The organism is Trueperella bernardiae, from assembly GCF_030246965.1.
In the GTDB taxonomy this organism is placed as follows: domain Bacteria; phylum Actinomycetota; class Actinomycetes; order Actinomycetales; family Actinomycetaceae; genus Trueperella; species Trueperella bernardiae.
In genome coordinates this window covers 936,290-956,771 of the sequence record NZ_CP127099.1, presented here as the reverse complement: position 1 = coordinate 956,771, position 20,482 = coordinate 936,290, and the positions used below count along the sequence as shown (strand labels likewise).

Below are 20,482 nucleotides of genomic sequence, written 5' to 3'. Positions count from 1 at the left end.
GTCGCCCGAGCGGGCAACCCTGCCTTCCTTACTTTACCCCTAGTTCGCGTTCATCGCGTCGGTGACCGTGTCGATGAGTTCCTCCCACGCGGTCTCGAACTTCTCCACGCCTTCCTCCTCGAGCTTGGCGGCGACGCCGGGGACGTCGATGCCAAGGAGGGTCAAATGCTTCATCGTGTTCGACGCCGCGTCCAAGTTCGGACGCACCGTGTCGGCGTCGAGCTGCGCGCCATCCTTCGTGGCCCACAGGGTCGCCTCCGGCATGGTGTTAACCACGTGGGTGGTTGCGAGCTGGTCCACGTACATGGTGGGGGAGTAGTCGGGGTTCTTCACGCCAGTCGACGCCCACAGCGGCCGCTGCAAGTTGGCGCCCTCGTCCTCCAGGTCGCGGAAGCGCTCCGACTCGAAGTGCTTGAGGAAGGCCGCATACGCGTTGCGCGCGTTCGCGATTCCTGCCTTGCCGCGCATGTCGAGCGAAGACTGGCCGCCGATTTTCTCCAGGCGCGCATCGATTTCCGTATCCACGCGGGAGACGAAGAAGGAGGCGACGGAATGGATGGTCGACAGGTCCTTGCCCGCGGCGCGGGCTGCCTCGAGACCGCTCAAGTACGCCTCGATAACCTCCTCGTAACGCTCGACTGAGAAGATGAGCGTGACATTGACCGACAGCCCCTCGGCGATCGCGTCGCGAATCGCGGGCAGGCCCGCCTTCGTTGCCGGGATCTTAATCATGACGTTCGGGCGGTCAACCTTCGCCCACAACTCCTTGGCCTGGGCGAACGTGGGGTTGGGGTTGTGGGCCAGGCGGGGGTCGACCTCGATCGAGACGCGCCCGTCATAGCCCCTGCTCGCCTCGAACGTGGGGGCGAACAGGTCGCACGCCCGCCGCACGTCGTCGGTGGTGAGCTCGGTGATGATCTCCTCGGCGGTCTTACCCGCCTCCGCGAGCCGCGCCACGTCCTCCCGGTAGGCGTCCGACCCGGAGATCGCCGCCTGGAAGATGGACGGGTTGGTGGTCACGCCCACAACGTTGTAGTTGCGGATGAGGTCCTCGAGGTTGCCCGAATCGAGCCTGGAGCGGGACAGGTCGTCGAGCCAGATGGACACGCCCAGCTCGGACAGCTTTGCAAGATTAGACACGTTGCCTCCTACTTGGCAGCGGCGATGGATTCTTTGGCGGCCTTGACCACGTTCTCCGCGGTCATGCCGTACTTCTTCATCAGCAGGTCACCCGAAGCGGACTCGCCGAAGTGGTCGATGCCGACCATGTGGCCAGCGTCACCCACGTAAGCGCGCCAGCCGAGCGTGGAACCCGCCTCGACAGACACGCGCGCCTTAACGTCCGAGGGCAGGACCGACTCGCGGTAGTCCTCCGGCTGCTCGGCGAACCACTCCAGACACGGCATCGAGACGACGCGCGCTCCGATGCCCTCCTTGGCCAGCTCCTCGCGAGCCTCGAGAGCCACGGAGACCTCCGAGCCGGTGGCGATGATAACGACGTCGACCTTCTCGGCATCCGCCAGCACGTAACCGCCCTTGAGCACGCCCTCGGCCGAGGCCAGTTCGCCCTCGCCGCGCGCGGGAACCGGCAGGTTCTGGCGGGAGAGGATGAGGCCCGCCGGGCGGTCGGAGCGCTCGAGGATTCCACGCCAGGCGTAGGACGTCTCGTTCGCGTCCGCCGGGCGCACGATGTCGAGGCCCGGGATTGCACGGTAGGCCCACAGGTGCTCGATCGGCTGGTGGGTGGGGCCGTCCTCGCCCACACCCACCGAGTCGTGGGTCCACACGAACGTCGAGGGGGTCTTCATGAGCGCGGCCAGACGTACGGCCGGGCGCATGTAATCGGCGAATACGAAGAAGGTGGCGCCATACGGGCGGGTCAGGCCATCGAGCGCGATGCCGTTGACGATCGAGCCCATGCCGTGCTCGCGGATGCCGAAGTGCAGGTTACGCCCGTACTTGTTGCCCGGGAACATCGCCGAGGAGCGCTCCTCGGGGAAGAAGGACGGCTCGCCCTTCATGATCGTGTTGTTCGACCCCGCAAGATCAGCGGAGCCGCCCCACAGTTCGGGTAGCGTGTCCTTGATCGCGTTGAGCACCACGCCGGAGGCCGCACGGGTGGCCACGGCCTTGCCCGCCTCGAAGGTGGGGAAGGCGTCCGCGTAGCCCTTGGGTAGTTCGCGGGCGAGCACGCGGTCAAGCAGCTTCTTGCCCTCCGGGTTGTCCTTGGCCCACTGCTCGAACTTCGGCTCCCACGCGGCGCGAGCCTCCGCAGCTCTGGCCTTGGCCTGGGCGCGGGTGTGCTCGAGCACCTCGGGATCGATGAAGAAGGTCTTATCCGGGTCAAGGCCCAGGATCTCCTTGGTCTGGCGAATCTCCTCTTCACCAAGGGCCGAGCCGTGCGAGGCGCCGGTGCCCTGCTTGGTGGGGGCAGGCCAGGCAATGATGGTGGACAGCTTGATGATCGAGGGCTTGTCGGTGACCTTCTTGGCCTCTTCGATCGCCTCGTAGAGCGCTTCCACGTCCTCGCGGTACTCGCCCTCACCCAGCCAGCTCACGTGCTGGGTGTGCCAGCCGTAGGCCTCGTAGCGCCCGAGCACGTCCTCCGAAAAAGCGATCGACGTGTCGTCCTCAATCGAGATGCGGTTGTCATCATAAATGACGATAAGGTTGCCCAGGTTCTGGGTGCCCGCAACAGATGACGCCTCGGAGGTCACGCCCTCCTGCAGGCAGCCATCGCCGGCAATGACGTAAACGAAGTGGTCGAACACCGATTCTCCGGCCGGCGATTTCGGGTCAAACAGGCCGTGCGCGCGGCGGGAGGCCATCGCCATGCCGACCGCGGAGGCCAGACCCTGGCCAAGCGGGCCAGTGGTGATCTCCACGCCCTTGGTGTGGCCGTATTCGGGGTGACCGGGGGTGAGGGAGCCTTCGGTGCGCAGTGCCTCGAGGTCCTCCATCTCCAGTCCGTAACCGGCCAGGAAGAGCTGTACGTACTGGGTGAGCGAGGAGTGGCCGGCGGACAGGACGAAACGATCGCGGCCGAGCCAGGAATCATCTGCCGGGTCATTCTTCATGACCTTCTGGAAGAGCAGGTAGGCCGCGGGCGCCAGCGACATGGCCGTACCCGGGTGGCCGTTGCCAACATTCTGGACGGCGTCGGCAGCCAGCACGCGGCCGGTGTCAACGGCCTTCTGATCGAGGTCGCTCCATTCGAACGTCATGAAAAACTCCTTCGTTTAGGGTACGGATGAGCGGTTATAGTAAAGTCTACGCGGTCATCTCACAAAGGGAGCGTAAGACGTGGACAAACGCGCTAAAGTGCATGACGACCCTTTTGCGCGCGATATCGCCCAATTCCTCGCCCATTTAGGCGTGGAGCGCTCGCTCTCGGCAAACACCCTGGCAGCCTATCGGCGAGATATCGCGCACTATGTGGACCACCTCCGCTCGCGCGGCGTCACTAGCTTTGCCGGCGTGTCCGACGACGACGCGGCCAGCTTCGTCGACTACCTGCGCGGCGGCGCAGCGGGCACGGTCTTCGCCACCTCCTCGGTAGCCCGCATGGTGACGGCGATCCGGCGCCTGCACCACTTTCTTTACCTCGAGGACCGCACGTCCACCGACCCCACCGTCGATCTGCGCCCGCCGAAGATCGGTCAACGCCTGCCCAAGGCGATCACGGTCGAGCAGATGGGCGCCCTCATCGAGGCCGCGTCGTTTTGGGACGGTCCGCTCGCCCTGCGCGATCGCGCCCTGGTCGAAATCCTCTACGGCACGGGCGCGCGCATCACGGAGGCGGTGGGGCTCACCGCCGACGACATTGACCTCGATTCGGCCACAATACGCCTGTTCGGCAAGGGCCGAAAGGAGCGCATCCTCCCGCTCGGCCAGTACGCGATCGATGCGCTTCAGGCCTACCTGGTGCGGGGCAGGCCCGCGCTGGCCGCGAAGGGGAGTGGGACGGCGTCGTTATTCCTCAACACCCGCGGAAAGCCGCTGACCCGGCAGCTGGCCTGGACGGCGATCCAAGCGATAGCCGAGCGCGCAGGGATCGAGGGTGTCTCCCCGCACACCTTCCGCCACTCGTTTGCCACGCACCTGCTCCAGGGCGGGGCGGACGTGCGGATCGTACAGGAGATGCTGGGGCATTCGTCGGTGACCACCACGCAGATCTACACGAAGGTCACCACGCAGACCATGCGTGAGACGTATGCCAGTTCCCACCCTCGCGCCTTACAGGCTTAAGAAGTTACCGACATCAGGTAGATTAGTGCCGTGACTCCTGTACAGACTGATCTCCTCGACGAACTAGATCCGGACCGCGACTTCCCGCTACCCGGCGATCTGGATTCCCACGGCCCTGCCCGCATTATCGCCATGTGCAACCAGAAGGGCGGCGTGGGCAAGACGACCACCTCGATCAACCTCGCCGCGGCACTGGCCGAATATGGGCGCAAGGTGCTGATCGTGGACTTCGACCCGCAGGGGGCGGCATCGGCGGGCGTGGGCATCAACGCGATGAGCCTGGAGCGGACCTTGTACGACGAGATGCTCTCCGCCAAGCCTGATATCACGCGGATTATTCACCACACCTCTACCGAAAACCTCGACATCGTGCCTTCGAACATCGAGCTGTCGGCGGCTGAGATTCAGCTCATTAACGAGGTGGCGCGCGAGCAGTCGCTCCTTCGCGTGTTGCGCCCGGTGGTCAATGACTACGACATTATTATTGTCGACTGCCAGCCTTCCCTCGGCCTGCTCACTATCAACGCGCTGACGGCCGCTCACGGCGTGATGATCCCGCTGGAGGCGGAGTTCTTCGCCATGCGCGGCGTGGCGCTTCTTATCGACCAGATCGAGCGCGTGCAAGACCGGCTCAACCCGCAGCTGTCGATCGACGGCGTGCTGCTCACCATGGTCGACACCCGCACGCTGCACGCCCGCGAGGTTATCTCCACGATCCGCCAGCAGTTCGGGGACCGGGTGTTCGAGACCCAGATCCCGCGCACGGTCCGCTTCCCCGATGCCACGGTGGCGGCCGAGCCGATCACCAGCTACGACCCGAAGTCGAAGGGCGCCCAGGCATACCGCTGCCTTGCCCGCGAACTGATTTCCCGCGGCGGCGCCCCCTAGTGAGCGCGGGCGAGGATCTCTTCAGCTCCGATGGATTCGCAGTCGATCTCGACATCTTTTCGGGGCCCTTTGAGGTCCTCCTGTCGCTGATTTCGCGTAAGAAGCTCGACGTGACCGAGGTGGCGCTTGCCGAGGTCACGGACGAGTTCTTGGCGTTCGTGCGCGCCCAGGATGCCGACCTGTCGCAGATGTCCCAGTTCGTGGTGGTCGCGGCCACTTTGCTGGACATGAAAGCGGCGCGGTTGCTGCCGCAGGAGGAGGTCGAGGAGGATGAGGACCTGGAGATTCTCAGCGCCCGGGACCTGCTCTTTGCCAAGCTCCTCCAATACAAGGCGTACAAGGACGTGGCCGCGCACATGGCCGCCACCCTCGCCGTACAGTCGCTTGCCCACGGGCGCGACGTGCCGATGGAGGAGGGCTTGCGCAGTCTTCTGCCCGAGGTCGAGTTGCGGATCGGGGTGGAGGACCTGGCGTTGCTCGCGGCGCGGGTCTTCACGCGCACGCCCGACGAGGTCACGTTCGACCACCTGCACGACCCGCTCGTTCCGGTGGAGACCCAGGTGGACTACCTGCGCCAGACCCTGGTTGTGGGGGACCGGGTGTCGTTTACCGAGCTGTGCCGGCAGGCGCATTCGGTGGCAACCGTCGTCTCACGCTTCCTCGCGGTGCTTGAGATGCTGCGCGGCGGGGAGGTCGACGTCGAGCAGGACGGCCCGTTGGCCACGCTCTTCGTCACGCGTACGGCCACGCCGGTGCAGGCGGGAACGACGACGCCCGGCCCGGCTGCGGACGTAAGCGGGTCAACGGCGTCGTGGAAGAAGGAGAGTGAGGAAAGCGATGAGTGACCTTCAGCGCGGGGCCCTCGAGGCGATTTTGATGGTGGCGCCCGAGCCGGTGCCGGTGGCGAACCTGGCCGCCGCGATCGACCTGCCCGAGGCTGAGACCGAGGCCCTCCTGCACGCCATGGTCCGCCAATACGCCGATGACCAGCGCGGATTCGAGCTGCGCGAGGCGGGTGGCGGGTGGCGCTTCTACTCCCACCCGCGCTACAGCGAGATCGTGGCCGGTTTCGTCACCTCGGGCCAGTCCTCCCGATTGTCGGCCCAGGCACTTGAGACGCTGGCCGTCATCGCCTACCGCCAGCCGTGTACGCGGGCACAAATCGCTTCAATCCGTGGTGTTGAGGTAGACTCTGTTGTTCGAACTTTGGTCACCAGGGGGCTGGTCGAGCAGGTGGGAACCACGGCGGCAACGGGCGCGAGCCTGTATTCTACCACCGCGCTTTTTCTTGAGAAGATGGGCATGAACTCGCTCGACGACCTCGCCCCCTTGGCACCCTACCTTCCCGACGACGCCGACCTCGACGAGGTCGAAAAGGAGCTACGATGACGCGCACACAGGACCTGCACGACTCCAGCGGTGAGCGCCTGCAAAAGGTGCTTGCACACGCCGGCATCGGGTCGCGCCGCGCCTGCGAAGAGCTCATCACCCAGGGCAGGGTGACGGTTAACGGTTACGTCGTCCAGCAGCTCGGCATCCGCGTGCGCCCCGATGCGATCATTCACGTGGACGGCAACCGTGTGCAGCTGGACGAGACAAAGGTGACGCTCGTGTGCTACAAGGAGCGCGGCGTCGTATCCACAATGAGCGACGACCAGGGCCGGTCCACGCTTGCAGACTACATTGAAGACCGCACCGAGCGGCTCTACCACGTGGGGCGCCTCGACGCCGACACGGAGGGCATCATTCTTTTGACCAACGACGGCGAGCTCGCCCACCGCCTCACCCATCCCTCCTACGAGGTGCCGAAGACGTACGTGGCCCGCGTGGAGGGCACGGTGCCGCGCGGCCTGACCAAGGTGCTGGAGAAGGGGATCACCCTGGACGACGGCCCGGTCAAGGTTGACCGTTTTGTGTTGCGGGAGGCGGGCAAGAAGCACTCGATCGTGGAGCTGACCCTGCACTCGGGGCGCAACCACATCGTGCGCCGGATCATGGACGAGGTGGGCTTCCCGGTGATTGACCTGGTGCGCACGCAGTTCGCCAACATCACCATCGGGCGTCTCAAGCCGGGCCAGGTGCGCCAGGTGGCCGGCACCGAGCTCGGCGCGCTCATGAGCATGGTGGATCTGTGAACGACACGGTCCTGACTGCCTCGCCGGTGCTGGTGATCGGCACCGGCCTGCTCGGCACGTCGATCGCGCTACGCCTGCGGCGGGCCGGGGTGGAGGTTCACATCGAGGACGCCTCGCCGGTGGCCGCCGCCCTCGCGCGCGACCTGGGGGCCGGCACACTGGAGCCGGTGTCCGCGCCGTCGATCGTCGTCGTCGCCATTCCGCCGGACGTGACAGCCGGGGCCGTGGCGAGCGCGCTGGAACGCTTCCCGGACGCGGTGGTGACGGACGTGGCGTCGGTGAAGGACAAGATCGCCGCGGCGCTGGAGCGGCACCCCGGATTTGAGCGCTGGGTGGGCTCGCACCCGATGGCGGGCAAGGAGCGCTCGGGGGCGATCGCCGCGGACGCCGACCTGTTTGTAGGCCGCCCGTGGGTGCTCACCCCGAACGAGCGCACGTCGCAGGCGGCGGTGGGCACCATCCGCACGCTCGCGGTGGACATGGGCGCTTCCGTGTCGATGCTCAGCGCCGCCGAACACGACCACGCGGTTGCGCTCGTGTCCCACATGCCCCAGCTCATGAGTTCGCTCGTGGCCGCGGCCCTGCGCGACGCGCCCGCCGAAGCCCTCGATTTGGCCGGGCAGGGCCTGCGTGACGTCACACGCATCGCCGAATCGGACCCGCTGTTGTGGACCTCGATCATCAACGGCAACCGCACCGAGATCGCCAATGTGTTGCGCGGCATTTCGGCCCGGCTGGGCGCGCTGGTTGTCACACTCGACCGCGAATCGGGGCTGGACCGCATCTCCTCCGTGATCGCTGACGGCAACAAGGGCGTCGCCCGTATCCCAGGCAAGCACGGCGGGGCACGCACGTCCTACGCCGAGGTCATCGTCCTCATCCCGGATCAGCCGGGCATGCTCGGACGGCTGTTTGCGGAGATCGGCGAACTCGGAATTAACATTGAGGACCTGGAGATGGAGCACTCGGCACGCCAACAGGTGGGCCGGGTCATCGTCAAGGTCAACCCGCATCAGGGTCTACCCCTGGAGCGCGGCCTGGAACAGAAGGGATGGCAAGTGGTGAGAAGTGAAAGCCCCAAGCCGTTGGTAATCGCCATCGACGGGCCATCGGGCTCGGGCAAGTCCACGGTGGCCAAGCGCGTGGCCCGCGAACTCGGGCTGTCCTACCTCGACACGGGCGCGATGTACCGCGCGGCCACATGGTGGGCCATGCACGAGGGGATCGACCTCGACGACGCCGACTCCGTGCTCGCCGCCACCCAGTCTATGCCGCTGTCGATTGACCTGGACCCAGACAACCAGCGCTTCATGTGTGCCGATCATGACATCACAGCCGCTATCCGCACCTCGGAGGTGGCGAAGGTGGTCTCGAAGCTGGCGGTCAACCTCGGCGTACGAGCCGAGATGGTGCGCATGCAGCAGGCGATCATCGCCGAGGAGACCACGGCGTCCGGCCATTCGCAGGGCCGGGGGATCGTGGCCGAGGGGCGCGACATCACCACCGTCGTGGCCGCGGACGCACCCGTGCGGGTGTTGCTGACGGCGTCGGAGGAGGCGCGCCTCGCTCGTCGTGCCAAGGAAAACCTTGGGGCCGCGGACCAGGCCGCCATCGCCGCCACGCGTGACGAGGTGTTGCGCCGCGACCGCGACGACTCCACGGTCATCAACTTCACCGTGGCCGAGGACGGGGTGACCACCATCGATTCGTCAGCCCTGGGCATTGACGAGGTCGTGGCCGCCGTCATCGCACTGATCCCGGAGGGTTACCGTGACTGAGGACGTCCACTACGAGCTCATGCGCTCCACCCTAGAGGACTACCAACTCGAGGAAGACGACGCCACGCTGCTCGACCTCGACCCGCAGCTGGCGCCAGCCGAGCCCGCGCCGACGAACCCGGTGCTCGCCATCGTCGGCCGACCGAACGTGGGCAAGTCAACCCTGGTCAACCGTGTGGTGGGCCGCAGGGTCGCTGTCGTGCAAGACACCCCCGGGGTGACGCGCGACCGGGTGTACTACGACGCCGAATGGAACGGGCGCGCCTTTACGGTGGTCGACACCGGCGGGTGGGAGATCGACGTGACCGGCATCGACCGCTCGGTGGCCGACCAGTCCGAGATCGCGATCCGGGAGGCCGATGCCGTCATGCTGGTCGTCGACGCGAACGTGGGAGTGACCGACGACGACGAGCGGATCGTCGAACTCATCCGCCGCTCCGGCAAGCCCACCGTGCTCGCCGCAAACAAGGTCGATTCGCCCGCGCAAGAGGCGGACGTGGCCTACCTGTGGTCGCTCGGGCTGGGGGAGCCGTTCCCGGTCTCGGCCCTGCACGGGCGCGGATCGGGGGAGCTGCTGGACGAGGCGATGCGCGTCCTGCCGAAGGTGTCGGGCGTGCGCCGGGAGCGGCCGGGCAAGGGGCCGCGCCGCGTGGCACTGGTGGGCAAGCCGAACGTCGGCAAGTCCTCCCTGCTCAACCAGCTGGCGGGGGAGAACCGCGTGGTGGTCGACGACCTGGCGGGCACCACGCGCGACCCTGTGGACGAGATCGTGGAGCTCGACGGACGTACCTGGACCTTCGTGGACACCGCGGGCATTCGGCGTCGTGTGCACATGCAGTCCGGGGCCGACTACTACGCTTCGCTCCGCACGCAGCGCGCGATCGACAAGGCCGAACTCGCGCTCATGCTTATCGACGCCTCGCAGGAGCTGACCGAGCAGGATGTGCGCATCATGCAGCAGGTGATCGACGCCGGGCGCGCCATGGTGCTCGTGTGCAACAAGTGGGACCTGGTGGACGACGACCGGCGGGCCCAGCTTGACCGCGACATCGAGCGCGAGCTTGTGCAGATGCCGTGGGTGGAGCGCATCAACATCTCCGCCAAGACGGGCTGGCATACGAACCGGCTGACACGCGCGATGGTGAAGGCGCTCGATTCGTGGGACAAGCGCGTTACCACCTCCAAGCTTAATTCGACGCTCGGGGAGCTGGTGGCCGCGAACCCGCACCCCGTCCGGGGCGGACGCCAACCGCGCATCCTGTTCGCCACCCAGGTGGCGGCCCAGCCGCCACGCTTCGTGCTCTTCACCACGGGATTCCTCGACCATGGCTACCGGCGCTTCATCGAACGCCGCCTGCGCGAGACCTTCGATTTCCTCGGTTCGCCCGTGGAGATTTCGGTGCGGGTGCGCGAGCGGCGCCAGCGGAAGTAGCCTGGCGCGGGTGTGGGCGCCCGCTCACGCGGACTGATCGCCCACATGTTGTGCGGCCATGGGCCATAATTGAGGTATGACTAAGAGAATTGGAATCTTGACCGCGGGCGGCGACGCGCCCGGTTTGAACGCGGCGATCCGAGGCTTTGGCAAGGCCGCGATCAGCAACTACGGCTGGGATCTCGTCGGTTTCCGCGATGGCATGCGCGGGCTCGCGGAGAACCGCTACGTGGAGCTTGAGGCCAAGGAGCTCTCGGGCATCCTCACCACGGGCGGCACGATCCTTGGCACCTCGCGTGACAAGGTCCACCGCATGATGGTCGACGGCGAGCGCAAGGACATGATCCCTACCATCGTGAACAACTACGACGCCGCCGGGCTCGACGCGCTCGTCTGCCTCGGCGGCGGTGGAACGGCGAAGAACGCTCACCGGCTTGCCGAGGCCGGGCTCAACGTCATTCACCTGCCGAAGACGATCGACAACGACATCCTTTACACGGATTCTTCCTTCGGCTTCTCCACGGCGCTCGAGATCGCCACCGAGGCGATTGACCGCCTACATTCCACGGCTCACTCGCATCACCGCATCATCGTGGTGGAACTCATGGGCCACCGCGCGGGCTGGCTCGCGCTCGGCGCGGGTATCGCCGGCGGCGCCGACGTCATCCTTATTCCAGAAATCCCGTACTCGGTGGAGGCGATCGCCGCGAAGATCGAACGACGCCGGGCGAACGGTCTGAGCTTCTCGGTGGTCGCCGTCGCTGAGGGCGCCATGCCGATCGAGGAGGCCAGGCAGCTCGAGTACGCGCGTGCCCTCGTCAAGGATGCTTCCACGCCGGAGGCGAAGGCGATCGCGAAGCAGTCGGTGAAGGCGATCGAGAGCTCGCACCGAGGCACCTCACTCGCACTCGCCCAGGAGCTCGAGGCGCTGACGGGCCTGGAGGCGCGTGTGACGATCCTCGGCCACGTCCAGCGCGGTGGCACCCCGAACGGAGCGGATCGCCTGCTCGGCACCCGCCTCGGTGTGGCGGGCGCGGCTGCGGTCGCCGAGGGTCACTTTAACGTGATGGTGGCCGACCGTGGGCACGGCACCGAGTTGGTGGACCTCGAGTCGGTGGCCGGCAAGGTCAAGTACGTCCCCACTGATCACGAGTGGATCGAAGCGGCCCGGGAGGTCGGCACGGCGATGGGTGACTAGGCCAAGTCGCCGACAGGCCAGATGGCCACGCCGAATTTTCATTCACTGGATCGTGTAGGTGGCAGCTCGCGACGGCGAGCTGCCACCTAACTGTTGTTCACACATACGTCATGGTAGGCCAGAATCTGCGGGACGATCTGAGCCAGGTCTGAATATATGTGCAAATGAAGTCGAAATTGTGCCGCAAATATCGGGTTTCGGCCCCGCCCCCTGGGAAAACAAAAGCCCCGGCGCTGTGCGCCGGGGCTACTGGTCGGGCTAGCGGGATTTGAACCCACGACCCCTTGACCCCCAGTCAAGTGCGCTACCAAACTGCGCTATAGCCCGTGTCGCGTTGGACGTATAGATCTTAGCCGAAAGCTCAGCCATTTTACCAAATCTGGGCCGAGGTGGTGCGGCTCACCACAGTGCCTGACTACTGCCGGATTCGCACGGACAGGCAGGTGCACGATCCTTCCATCTTCTCAATCTCGGTCAGTTCGCACTCAACCACGTCGTAGCCGAGCCCGCGCAGGTAGTCGGCGGTCTTTGGTGCGGAGGCTGAGATCAGCAGGCTGTCCCCGCCGAGCAGCACCACCTGCGTGCCGAGGAACTCGGGAACGTAGCGCAGCCCGGGGAAGTACTCGGCGGGCGGCGCGTAGCCCTTGTGAGAGATGAAGGTGCCGTCCGGCAGCGCGGTCAGGCACGACTTCAGGTGCAGCGCGTGCTCGACCGGCACGCCCACGACCTCCACACCCTGGGGCACGAGGATCTCCCGCAGGGCCGCCAGCCCGGCGTCGTTTGTGCGCGTGGACAGGCCCACCCACACCTTGCCGCCGAACTTCAGCACGTCGCCGCCCTCGAGTCGGGCCTCGGCCGGCAGGTCGACGACGTTGAATCCGCGCCCCTCGAGCACGGCGACCAGGCTGTCCTGTTCGGCGACGCGCGTGGGGTGCATGTTCGTGCGTACGGCCACGTTACCGTAGGTGAAGACGGTGTCCTCCACGAAGATTGAGTCCGGCAGCTCGGGCGTCGGCTCTACCTCCACCACGTCGGTGTAGCGGGAGAGCACCTCGCAGTAGTCCTGCCACTGTTTGAGCGCGAGTTCGTAACTCATCGCCGTGGGCTGAAGGTGGGTCAGCTGGCCACGCGCCATGAGGGGAGAGGGACGGCGTACAAGCACATAGTCAAGGTTCATAGCCCTAGACTAGCCGGTCAGCGCGCCGCGCGGACTTGTCAGTACCATGTGCAGGGGTGAGAATTGAGCAGTGACTGAGAATCTGAAGCGTGAAGAAGCCCGCCGCCGCGCCGAGCTGTTGAGCTTGGACGGCTACACCATCGACCTCGACGTCTCCGAGGCAACCGCCGACACCGCCACGTTCGGCGTGGTCTCCCGCATCGAGCTGACGGCGGGGGAGAGCGCCTCAACTTTCCTCGACTTCATTGGCGTCGAGGTCTCCAGCGTCAGTATCGACGACGCCGCGGTGCCGTTTACGTTCGATGGCGCGCGCGTGTCCGTGGAGATTCCGCAGGGACGGCACGTGGTGGAGGTTGCAGGCCGCGGCACGTATTCGACCACGGGGGAGGGGCTGCACCGCTTCCGTGACCCTGTGGACGGCCAGACCTACCTGTACACCCAGTTCGAGCCCGCTGACGCTCGCCGCGTCTTCCCGAACTTTGAACAGCCCGACCTCAAGGCCACGTTCACGATTTCGATCACGGCGCCTGCCACGTGGGTGGTGCTCTCGAACGGCGAGGCCACGAAAAGCGCCGATGCGGGCACGAACAGCCGGGGCGAGGCCACGAGCCGCACGCAGTTTGCCACCACAAAGCGTATGTCGACCTACCTCACGGCGTTCATCGGTGGCCCCTACCACGCCTTCACTGACGTCGCAAAGGTAGATGGGCAGAAGATCACGCTCGGCTTTTACTGCCGCGACTCACTCAAGGAACACTTCGACCTGGAGGACATCTCAACCGTGACCAAGCAGGGCCTGGCCTTGCTGCCGAAGGTCTTCAACTTCCCCTACCCGTGGGGCAAGTACGATTCGGTCTTCGTGCCCGAATACAACCTGGGCGCGATGGAAAACCCGGGATGCGTCACCTTCTCCGAGGACGCCTACATCTACCGCGGCCAGTCCACCCGATCTCAGCGCGCCGGCCGCGCCAACACGATCTTGCACGAGATGAGCCACATGTGGTTTGGAGACCTGGTCACGCCCGTGTGGTGGGACGACCTGTGGCTGAAGGAGTCCTTCGCCGAGTTCATGGGTGCCTGGAGTATGGTGGCGGCCACCCAGTACACGGAGGCGTGGGAGAATTTCGCCGGGGCGCGCGTGTCCTGGGCACTGCGCAACGACCAGTACCCGACCACGCACCCGATCGTGGCTGACATCGTGGACCTCGAGGCCGCCGACCAGGCCTTTGACGGCATCACCTACGCCAAGGGCGCGGCCGTGCTGCGCCAGCTCGTGGCGTGGGTGGGGGAGAAGGAGTTCTTCGCCGGCGCCGCCCAGCTGTTCAAGGACAAGGCTTTTGCTAACGCAACCCTCGCCGACCTGCTCGAGGCGCTCGAGGCGGCGTCGGGCAAGGACGTGCGCGCGTGGGCGAGGCAGTGGCTGGAGACCGCCAGGGTGTCCTCGGTGACGATCGAGCGTGGGCCCGGCGGCGTCACGCTTCGCCAGGTTGGCACCGATCCTAACGGCGCGCCGATCACCCGCCCGCATCACCTGCGCGTGTCCGGCTGGAGGCTCGACGGCGACCGGCTGGCCCGCACGGGCGCCACTGACGTCGAGCTCACTGACCAGGTGACCGTGGCCTGGGATGAGATCGGTCCGGACGCGGACCTCATCCTGCCCAACGACTCTGCCCTTTCCTACATCAAGATTTCCTTCGACGAGCGCTCACTCGCCTCCGCGCTCGCCCACGAGCTCGACGAGCCGCTCGCCCAGTCGGTGGTCAGCTCCGCGCTGTGGGAGATGGTCCGCGATGGCCTACTCCCCGCCGCCGATTACGCCCGCTTCACCGCCCGCTCGGCCGAGGGCACCAGCTCGAGCCTGCTCGCCGCGCGCACGCTCAACTCTATTGCCGCCCTGCGCTCCTACACGACGGCGGAGGCGCGCGAGGCCGAGCTCGAGCGCTTCTTCGACGACGCCGTGGCCAGTATTTCCGGCGACGACGACACCCGACTCATCTGGTCCCGCGCCGCGGCACGAGCCGGGCAGTCACTGCCGAGCCGGGACGACGCCCTCGTGAGCCTGCTCGAGCAGACCACGGATCAGGACCTGCGCTGGATGTACCTCACCGCTCGGGCAGCCACCGGGAACGCAAGCCGGGACGAGCTGGATGCCGAGCTTGAGAACACTGGCACGGCGGCTGACGTCGTGGAACATATGTGTGCGTGTGCGTCGATGCCGGGGGCCGCTGCGGAGACGCTGGCCAAGGTGTTGGCCGGCGGGCTGTCGAACGACCACGTCCAGGCCCTCATTGACGGCCTGGGCCAGCCGTTACGCGCCGAGGAGAAGGCGGTCGCAATCGGGGATTACTTCGCTCAGCTGACTGAGATCTGGTCCTCGCGCTCGCAGGAGATCGCCGAGCGCGTCATCTATGGCCTTTACCCGATGGGTGACCTGGGCGAGGCGGCGAGCCCGGAGGAGCACCCGGACGTCGTGGCGGCAGGCGCGTGGCTGGAGGCCAACCCGGAGGCGCCCGGGGCGCTGCGCAAGGTCATCCTCGACTGCCGCGACGAGCACCTGCGGATGCTACGCGCGCAGGCGGCGTGAGCTAGTGCCCAGTTGCCGACCAGCCATGACACGCCTGCACCGGTGAGATAAAGTTGAGTGAATAATGGAAGGGGAAGTGATGGCAGATTTCGAGGTAAACCCGCAGGGGATTGACCCCACGTCGACGTCGCGTTTTACGGCGATCAACGACGCCGTGGAGGCTGCACCCGTGGTGCGGGGGCTCGACCCGGAGGATTCTGCCACGATCAACGCGCTGCCGCCCACCTCCGCTCTGCTCATCGCGCAAACCGGCGCAAACGCCGGGGCCCGCTTCCTGCTCAATGCGGACTCGACCACGGTGGGGCGTCACCCGAAGTCGGACATCTTCCTTGATGACGTCACGGTGTCGCGTAAGCACGCCTTCTTCCTGCGTAACGGGCGCGATTTCTACGTGCGCGACATCGGCTCGCTCAACGGTACGTACGTCAACCTCCAGCAGGTGGAGGAGGCCAAGCTGAACGACGGCGACGAGGTGCGCATCGGCAAGTTCCAGCTGACCTTCTACGCGTCCCGGCAGGCAGAATGAACCCCCTGCCACGGCGCGCGGGGGAGGAGTCTCTTCCCAGCTCCTGGCCACACGATCTGTCGCACGAACCCACGCTGAAGATCGGTGAGGTCACCTCGCACCTGCGCCAGGAGTTCCCGTTTCTCGCGGCCTCGAAGATCCGCTACTTCGAGTCGCAGGGGCTGATTGACCCGTACCGCACGGACTCCAATCAGCGCATTTTTTCGCTTGCCGACGTGGAGCGCCTGCGCTTCATCCTGGTCGAGCAGCGCGACCGCTACGTGCCGTTGCCGCAGATCAAGGAGATGCTCGCCCAACTCGACTCCGGGAGGGCCACCCAGGAGCACCCGGGCAAGCTGCGTGCGCTGAGTTCTGAGCCGGACGTGCGCCCCACACCGGGCATCCGCATCCGCAAGGAGGAGCTCGCAGCCCTGACCGGCACGGCGCTGTCCGAAATCGAACAGCTGGTGGATGCCGGCATGATCATTCCCGACGCCCGCGGCCGGCTCACAGCGCACGCCGTGGACATCGTGCGGTATTCGAAGATGCTGGGGGAGGCTGGGATGGACCTGCGCAGCCTTCGCCAGGTGAAGAATTCCGCCCACGCCCACGCCGCCAACGTGGCCAGCCATCTTGCAACCGAGCGGGCGCGCAACACGCCGCTGGCCAAGGAGCGGGTGGTTAACGAGTCGGCGGAACTGGCCACGATGCTGACGAATCTGTACCGGGCGCTGTTGACGGAGAACATCGACGTCCAGCTGAGGTAGGGGGAGCAAACCTTCAAGTTGAACTTGAGACACGGCACAAAGACACGCCGTGCGTGTTTCAACCAGCTTCGTTGAGATCGCCCCACTTCCGGTTTACGCTAGGAGTAACAATTCGAAGGAGGCTGACGTGAGTGACGCAACCGCACATGGCGCACACCCGCAGCTCGCACAGGGAATGCTCTTTGGGGGCCAGTTGCCGGATCTTGACACGGAGACCGGCTACCGCGGGCCGGCCGTGTGCCGCGCGCTGGGCATCACCTACCGTCAGCTCGACTACTGGGATCGCATTGGCCTGGTCTCGCCCTCGATCCGGTCGGCGAAGGGTTCTGGCTCCCAGCGCCTGTATGCCTTTCGTGACGTCCTGGTGCTCAAGGTGGTTAAGCGCCTGCTCGATACGGGCGTGTCCCTCCAGCAGATCCGCGTGGCGATTGCCCAGCTCACCGAGTACGGGGTGGAGGATCTTTCGGCTGTGACGCTCATGAGCGACGGTGCGTCCGTTTACCTGTGCACGTCGAACGACGAGGTCATCGACCTCATCCAGGGCGGCCAGGGCGTGTTCGGCATCGCCGTGGGCAAGGTGTGGCGCGAAGTTGAGGGCGAGCTGTCCGAGCTTCCCACCGAGCGCGCGCAGGACGAGCCGATTGACGAGCTCGCCGCACGTCGTGCCGCCAAGCGTAACGCGATCTAAGAAGCGAGAACCTCAACCAGGGGCGTCGGTGCGCCAGCCGGAGTTTCCGCGAAAGCCGTTCCGATCAAAGCTGGCCAGAGCTTCAGCGCGGGAGAGTGGCCCCGAGTAGGGTCGCGAACATCAGAAAAGCAGAACCGCACGCTTTATGAGCTTCTCTCCGCTATTTTGACATAATGTACATTATCGGATTGGCGCTAGGATTTGCGACAGATCTCGAACCGCCGCTTTCCGCGCTATCTCGCCCCTTCCGCCAGCCCGGAATGGGCGGCCGCACGTCGGCATTAGAATAGACGTAAACGAAGGAGAGACACATGGCAGAACGTTCACTGCGCGGCATGAAGATCGGCGCACACTCGCTCGAGTCCGACGCCGGAGTCGCCTTCGTGGCGCGCCGCGAAGAAAGCTACCGTTGCGAGGACGGGCATACTTTCACCGTCACCTTCGCCGAGGACGCCGAGGCGCCCGCCGTGTGGGAATGCAAGTGTGGCAAGCGCGCCGAGCTCATCGGCGGAGCTGACGGCGAGGATGACGAGAAGCCGGCCAAGCCGCAGCGCACCCACTGGGACATGCTCCTCGAGCGCCGCTCGGTTGAGGAACTGCAGGTGTTGCTCGACGAGCGCCTGGAGCTTCTTCGTCAGGGCAAGCTGTACAAGCGCCTGCACTAATCCGCTAGCGCTCGGTCTGCTTAGAGCCTGCGCCGAAGTGCCTTCAGCTGCGCGCCGCGTCGCTCCATGCCGAGCTTCGTGGCGCGCAGGAAAGCTTCCTGGATGATGTTGCCGCTCATCTTCGACGTGCCGGCCTCGCGCTCGACGAACGAGATCGGCACCTCCGCGATGCGCGCGCCGACGTCGGCCATCTTCAATGTCATGTCCACCTGGAAGAAGTACCCCCTGGACTCCACGGCCGCAAAGTCGAGCCGCTTGAGGGCGTCGGCGCGATAGACACGGAACCCGGCGGTGGCATCCTTTGCCGGCAGGTTGAGCCACATCTTGATGTAGAGATTTCCGGCCCGGGAGAGCACTTCCCGATGCTTGGGCCAGTTCACCACTTCCCCACCGTCGGTCCACCTCGAGCCGATCACCAGCTCGGGCTTGTCCGATTTGTCGGCTCGCGCAAGGAGGTCGGGTAGCTGTTCGGGCCTGTGTGAGCCGTCGGCGTCCATCTCGCACACGTGGCTGTACCCGTGCTCGATCGCCCACTCAAAACCGGCCAGGTAGGCCCTGCCCAGGCCCTCCTTGGCCGTGCGATGCATGACGTGGATCTGCGGGTCGGCCTTCGCCCGCTCGTCGGCGTAGGCGCCCGTGCCGTCCGGCGAGCTGTCGTCGATGACGAGGATGTCCGCCTCCGGAACCGCCGCGCGCGTGCGATCCAGGAGGCCCGGAAGCGACTCGCGCTCGTTGTAGGTGGGGATACAGATGACTACCTTCATGACCGTCCTTGCCTCGACATTCCTATCGCTAGGATAGCGCCCAACGCGCCGAGCACGAAGACGAGGATCGCGCGCTGCTCGGCCGTGCGAGTAGCGAACGTCGTCTGCTCGTGCAGCGCCACCTTGACCACCCGCGCGTCCCGCGTGAACAGGTCCGTCTCATAGACCACACCGCGCGGGTCCGCCACGCCCGTGATGCCCGACGTCGATACCTGGATCGCCGTGCGCCCGGTCTCCACCGCGCGGAAGGTGGTCATCGCGAACTGCTGGGCGGACAGCTCGCTCGTGCCGAAGGAGGCGTTGTTCGTAGGAATGACGAGCAAATGACTCCCCCGCACGGCCTCCGCCACGATCTCCGTGTAGGCCACCTCGAAGCAGATCGGCACCGCCACCTTCACGCCAAGCGAGGGCACATTCACGCGCGCCTCCCCCGTGCCCGCAAGCATGTCGGTGACGACCTGGTCCACGACGTCCGTAAAACTACGGATAAGCTCGCGGTGCGGGATGTATTCGCCGAACGGGACGGGGTGCTGCTTCGAGTAGCGGCCCACGATCCCGTCCGGGGAAATGACCAAAACGTCGTTGTAGCGCCCGCCCTCCACATACTCCTGCGTACCCATGACGAGCGGGATGCCGAGGTCGGCCACCATGTCAAAGACGAGGCTACCCGCCGCGTCGTCGGCACGGATGTCGCGGTCGGAAGAAGATTCGGGCCACAGGATCAGGTCGGGCGTCGTTTCGGCGGATTCGACCAGCTCGCGCGTGGCGCGCACGTGATTCTCGGTCACCACTAGCGCCCGGTTATCCGTGCCAGCAGGCGGCACGTTGCCCTGGACCACGGCCACGTTGAGGCTCCCCGACGAGCGCGCCCCCACCGGGAAGACCACCGGTGCGATGACGAGCGCGAGCACCACCACCGCCGAGGTCGCGGCCTGGAGGTAGCTCATTCGCAGCAACATCGCAGCAATCACACCGACGACGACGGCGACCGCCCCCACCAGCGCCGTGGAGCCATAGGGGGCGTAGTTGACCAGCGGCGAGTTCGTGAACGTGAAGGCGAGGGTTCCCCATGGCAGGCCGCCGTAGGGCCACATTCCCCGGATCTGTTCGACCGCGAGGAAAACGGCGGCCGCCGCCAGGGCGCGCAACCAGGGTCGTGCAAGCCTCTCCTCTTTCGCCAGCAGCGCCCACATTGCCCCCACGACGCCGAGGTACAGGCCCTCGACCGCGGCGAGCGCAACCTGCGCCGCAACAAGCCCAGTGGAGACGGCCGCCCACCGGACAAGCGGCAGGAAGAAGGCGATGCCCCACAACCAGCCAAGGCCAAACCCGACGGCCACTCCTCTGCCCCGGACGGCCAGCCACAGCAGCGAGATCGAGAAGAATCCCAGGATCCACAGCCCGGAGGAGGTGGCAAACCACAGTGCCACGCCGCCAAGAACTGCGAAAAGGATTCCGATCACGTTCAGATCTTACGACATAATAAAGTGCAGGCCGCTGTTCCTCGGACCGATCGGGGATCGTTTTCTATCGAACAGGGCCTGCACTGACACCTTCCTGCTCCTTACAGGGTAGGGCGGCTCGAGCCGGCCGGCAACTCGGTTTGCCGAATCGCCCGCTCACCCGCCATGAGCTCGCTCACTACGCTCGACG

The 20,482-nt window shown here is 65.8% G+C and carries 18 protein-coding genes and 1 tRNA gene; 13 read left to right on the top strand and 6 right to left on the bottom strand.

Features of this window, described 5'->3' with window-relative positions:
• Nucleotides 1–39 precede the first annotated feature (39 nt).
• Both tal and tkt read right to left on the bottom strand, forming a co-directional pair.
• Nucleotides 40–1,140 (bottom strand): transaldolase, encoded by a 1,101-nt coding sequence (gene tal, locus QPC17_RS04430; RefSeq protein WP_101923474.1) that lies wholly within the window; start codon nt 1,138–1,140, stop codon nt 40–42.
• A gap of 8 nt (nt 1,141–1,148) precedes the next feature.
• Nucleotides 1,149–3,224 carry a transketolase gene (tkt, locus tag QPC17_RS04425; RefSeq protein ID WP_068538294.1) on the bottom strand — a complete coding sequence of 692 codons (2,076 nt, stop codon included), beginning with the start codon at nt 3,222–3,224 and terminating at the stop codon, nt 1,149–1,151.
• 97 nt (nt 3,225–3,321) lie between these two features.
• Between tkt and xerD the strand changes: the two genes are divergently transcribed.
• From xerD to QPC17_RS04380, 8 genes are all read left to right on the top strand, one after another.
• Nucleotides 3,322–4,248 (top strand): site-specific tyrosine recombinase XerD, encoded by a 927-nt coding sequence (xerD, locus tag QPC17_RS04420; RefSeq protein WP_083200491.1) that lies wholly within the window; start codon nt 3,322–3,324, stop codon nt 4,246–4,248.
• A gap of 30 nt (nt 4,249–4,278) precedes the next feature.
• Complete coding sequence (locus QPC17_RS04415) at nt 4,279–5,136, top strand: ParA family protein (RefSeq protein ID WP_070445176.1); 858 nt, start codon at nt 4,279–4,281, stop codon at nt 5,134–5,136.
• Nucleotides 5,136–5,981 carry a segregation and condensation protein A gene (locus tag QPC17_RS04410; RefSeq protein ID WP_062612499.1) on the top strand — a complete coding sequence of 282 codons (846 nt, stop codon included), beginning with the start codon at nt 5,136–5,138 and terminating at the stop codon, nt 5,979–5,981. The genes QPC17_RS04415 and QPC17_RS04410 overlap by 1 nt, the downstream gene beginning before the upstream one ends.
• Nucleotides 5,974–6,525 (top strand): SMC-Scp complex subunit ScpB, encoded by a 552-nt coding sequence (gene scpB, locus QPC17_RS04405; protein WP_062612497.1) that lies wholly within the window; start codon nt 5,974–5,976, stop codon nt 6,523–6,525. The genes QPC17_RS04410 and scpB overlap by 8 nt, the downstream gene beginning before the upstream one ends.
• Nucleotides 6,522–7,271: a pseudouridine synthase gene (locus QPC17_RS04400; RefSeq protein WP_062612495.1), complete on the top strand. Its 750-nt coding sequence runs from the start codon at nt 6,522–6,524 to the stop codon at nt 7,269–7,271. The genes scpB and QPC17_RS04400 overlap by 4 nt, the downstream gene beginning before the upstream one ends.
• On the top strand, nt 7,268–9,049 hold the full coding sequence (locus QPC17_RS09575; protein WP_068538296.1) for a prephenate dehydrogenase: 1,782 nt from the start codon (nt 7,268–7,270) through the stop codon (nt 9,047–9,049). The genes QPC17_RS04400 and QPC17_RS09575 overlap by 4 nt, the downstream gene beginning before the upstream one ends.
• A 19-nt stretch (nt 9,050–9,068) precedes the next feature.
• Complete coding sequence (gene der, locus QPC17_RS04385; RefSeq protein WP_068538513.1) at nt 9,069–10,481, top strand: ribosome biogenesis GTPase Der; 1,413 nt, start codon at nt 9,069–9,071, stop codon at nt 10,479–10,481.
• Nucleotides 10,482–10,557: 76 nt separating this feature from the next.
• Entirely contained in the window at nt 10,558–11,679 is a 1,122-nt protein-coding gene (locus tag QPC17_RS04380) for a 6-phosphofructokinase (RefSeq protein WP_068538297.1), read from the top strand.
• A gap of 250 nt (nt 11,680–11,929) precedes the next feature.
• On the opposite strand, the gene QPC17_RS04375 is transcribed toward QPC17_RS04380, so the two are convergent.
• Together QPC17_RS04375 and QPC17_RS04370 are read right to left on the bottom strand one after the other, a co-directional pair.
• Nucleotides 11,930–12,006: transfer RNA gene (locus tag QPC17_RS04375), tRNA-Pro, on the bottom strand.
• 88 nt (nt 12,007–12,094) lie between these two features.
• A complete protein-coding gene (locus QPC17_RS04370; protein WP_070445170.1) occupies nt 12,095–12,856 on the bottom strand; it encodes a dimethylarginine dimethylaminohydrolase family protein in 762 nt (253 codons plus the stop codon).
• A gap of 70 nt (nt 12,857–12,926) precedes the next feature.
• On the opposite strand from QPC17_RS04370, the gene pepN reads away from it, so the two are divergent.
• The 5 genes from pepN (at nt 12,927) to QPC17_RS04345 (ending at nt 18,065) form a co-directional block, all read left to right on the top strand.
• Nucleotides 12,927–15,440 carry an aminopeptidase N gene (gene pepN / locus QPC17_RS04365; protein WP_285347511.1) on the top strand — a complete coding sequence of 838 codons (2,514 nt, stop codon included), beginning with the start codon at nt 12,927–12,929 and terminating at the stop codon, nt 15,438–15,440.
• 79 nt (nt 15,441–15,519) lie between these two features.
• The gene (locus QPC17_RS04360; RefSeq protein ID WP_062612701.1) at nt 15,520–15,966 is read left to right on the top strand and encodes an FHA domain-containing protein; all 447 of its coding nucleotides are present in this window, start codon (nt 15,520–15,522) and stop codon (nt 15,964–15,966) included.
• On the top strand, nt 15,963–16,712 hold the full coding sequence (gene ftsR, locus QPC17_RS04355; protein ID WP_068538299.1) for a transcriptional regulator FtsR: 750 nt from the start codon (nt 15,963–15,965) through the stop codon (nt 16,710–16,712). The genes QPC17_RS04360 and ftsR overlap by 4 nt, the downstream gene beginning before the upstream one ends.
• Before the next feature lie 175 nt (nt 16,713–16,887).
• Nucleotides 16,888–17,400 (top strand): MerR family transcriptional regulator, encoded by a 513-nt coding sequence (locus QPC17_RS04350; RefSeq protein WP_062612486.1) that lies wholly within the window; start codon nt 16,888–16,890, stop codon nt 17,398–17,400.
• 311 nt (nt 17,401–17,711) lie between these two features.
• Nucleotides 17,712–18,065 carry an RNA polymerase-binding protein RbpA gene (locus tag QPC17_RS04345; RefSeq protein WP_062612484.1) on the top strand — a complete coding sequence of 118 codons (354 nt, stop codon included), beginning with the start codon at nt 17,712–17,714 and terminating at the stop codon, nt 18,063–18,065.
• A gap of 20 nt (nt 18,066–18,085) precedes the next feature.
• On the opposite strand, the gene QPC17_RS04340 is transcribed toward QPC17_RS04345, so the two are convergent.
• Entirely contained in the window at nt 18,086–18,829 is a 744-nt protein-coding gene (locus tag QPC17_RS04340) for a polyprenol monophosphomannose synthase (protein ID WP_285347510.1), read from the bottom strand.
• Entirely contained in the window at nt 18,826–20,292 is a 1,467-nt protein-coding gene (gene lnt / locus QPC17_RS04335) for an apolipoprotein N-acyltransferase (RefSeq protein WP_285347509.1), read from the bottom strand. The genes QPC17_RS04340 and lnt overlap by 4 nt, the downstream gene beginning before the upstream one ends.
• Nucleotides 20,293–20,482 lie beyond the last annotated feature (190 nt).

Coding starts and splice junctions, on each gene's coding strand:
- QPC17_RS04340 (WP_285347510.1), bottom strand. CDS start 18,829: ATGAAGGTAGTCATCTGTATCCCCACCTACAACGAGCGCGAGTCGCTT.
- scpB (WP_062612497.1), top strand. CDS start 5,974: ATGAGTGACCTTCAGCGCGGGGCCCTCGAGGCGATTTTGATGGTGGCG.
- tkt (WP_068538294.1), bottom strand. CDS start 3,224: ATGACGTTCGAATGGAGCGACCTCGATCAGAAGGCCGTTGACACCGGC.
- QPC17_RS04380 (WP_068538297.1), top strand. CDS start 10,558: ATGACTAAGAGAATTGGAATCTTGACCGCGGGCGGCGACGCGCCCGGT.
- QPC17_RS04350 (WP_062612486.1), top strand. CDS start 16,888: ATGCTCTTTGGGGGCCAGTTGCCGGATCTTGACACGGAGACCGGCTAC.
- QPC17_RS04370 (WP_070445170.1), bottom strand. CDS start 12,856: ATGAACCTTGACTATGTGCTTGTACGCCGTCCCTCTCCCCTCATGGCG.
- ftsR (WP_068538299.1), top strand. CDS start 15,963: ATGAACCCCCTGCCACGGCGCGCGGGGGAGGAGTCTCTTCCCAGCTCC.
- QPC17_RS04345 (WP_062612484.1), top strand. CDS start 17,712: ATGGCAGAACGTTCACTGCGCGGCATGAAGATCGGCGCACACTCGCTC.
- der (WP_068538513.1), top strand. CDS start 9,069: ATGCGCTCCACCCTAGAGGACTACCAACTCGAGGAAGACGACGCCACG.
- QPC17_RS04360 (WP_062612701.1), top strand. CDS start 15,520: ATGGCAGATTTCGAGGTAAACCCGCAGGGGATTGACCCCACGTCGACG.
- QPC17_RS04400 (WP_062612495.1), top strand. CDS start 6,522: ATGACGCGCACACAGGACCTGCACGACTCCAGCGGTGAGCGCCTGCAA.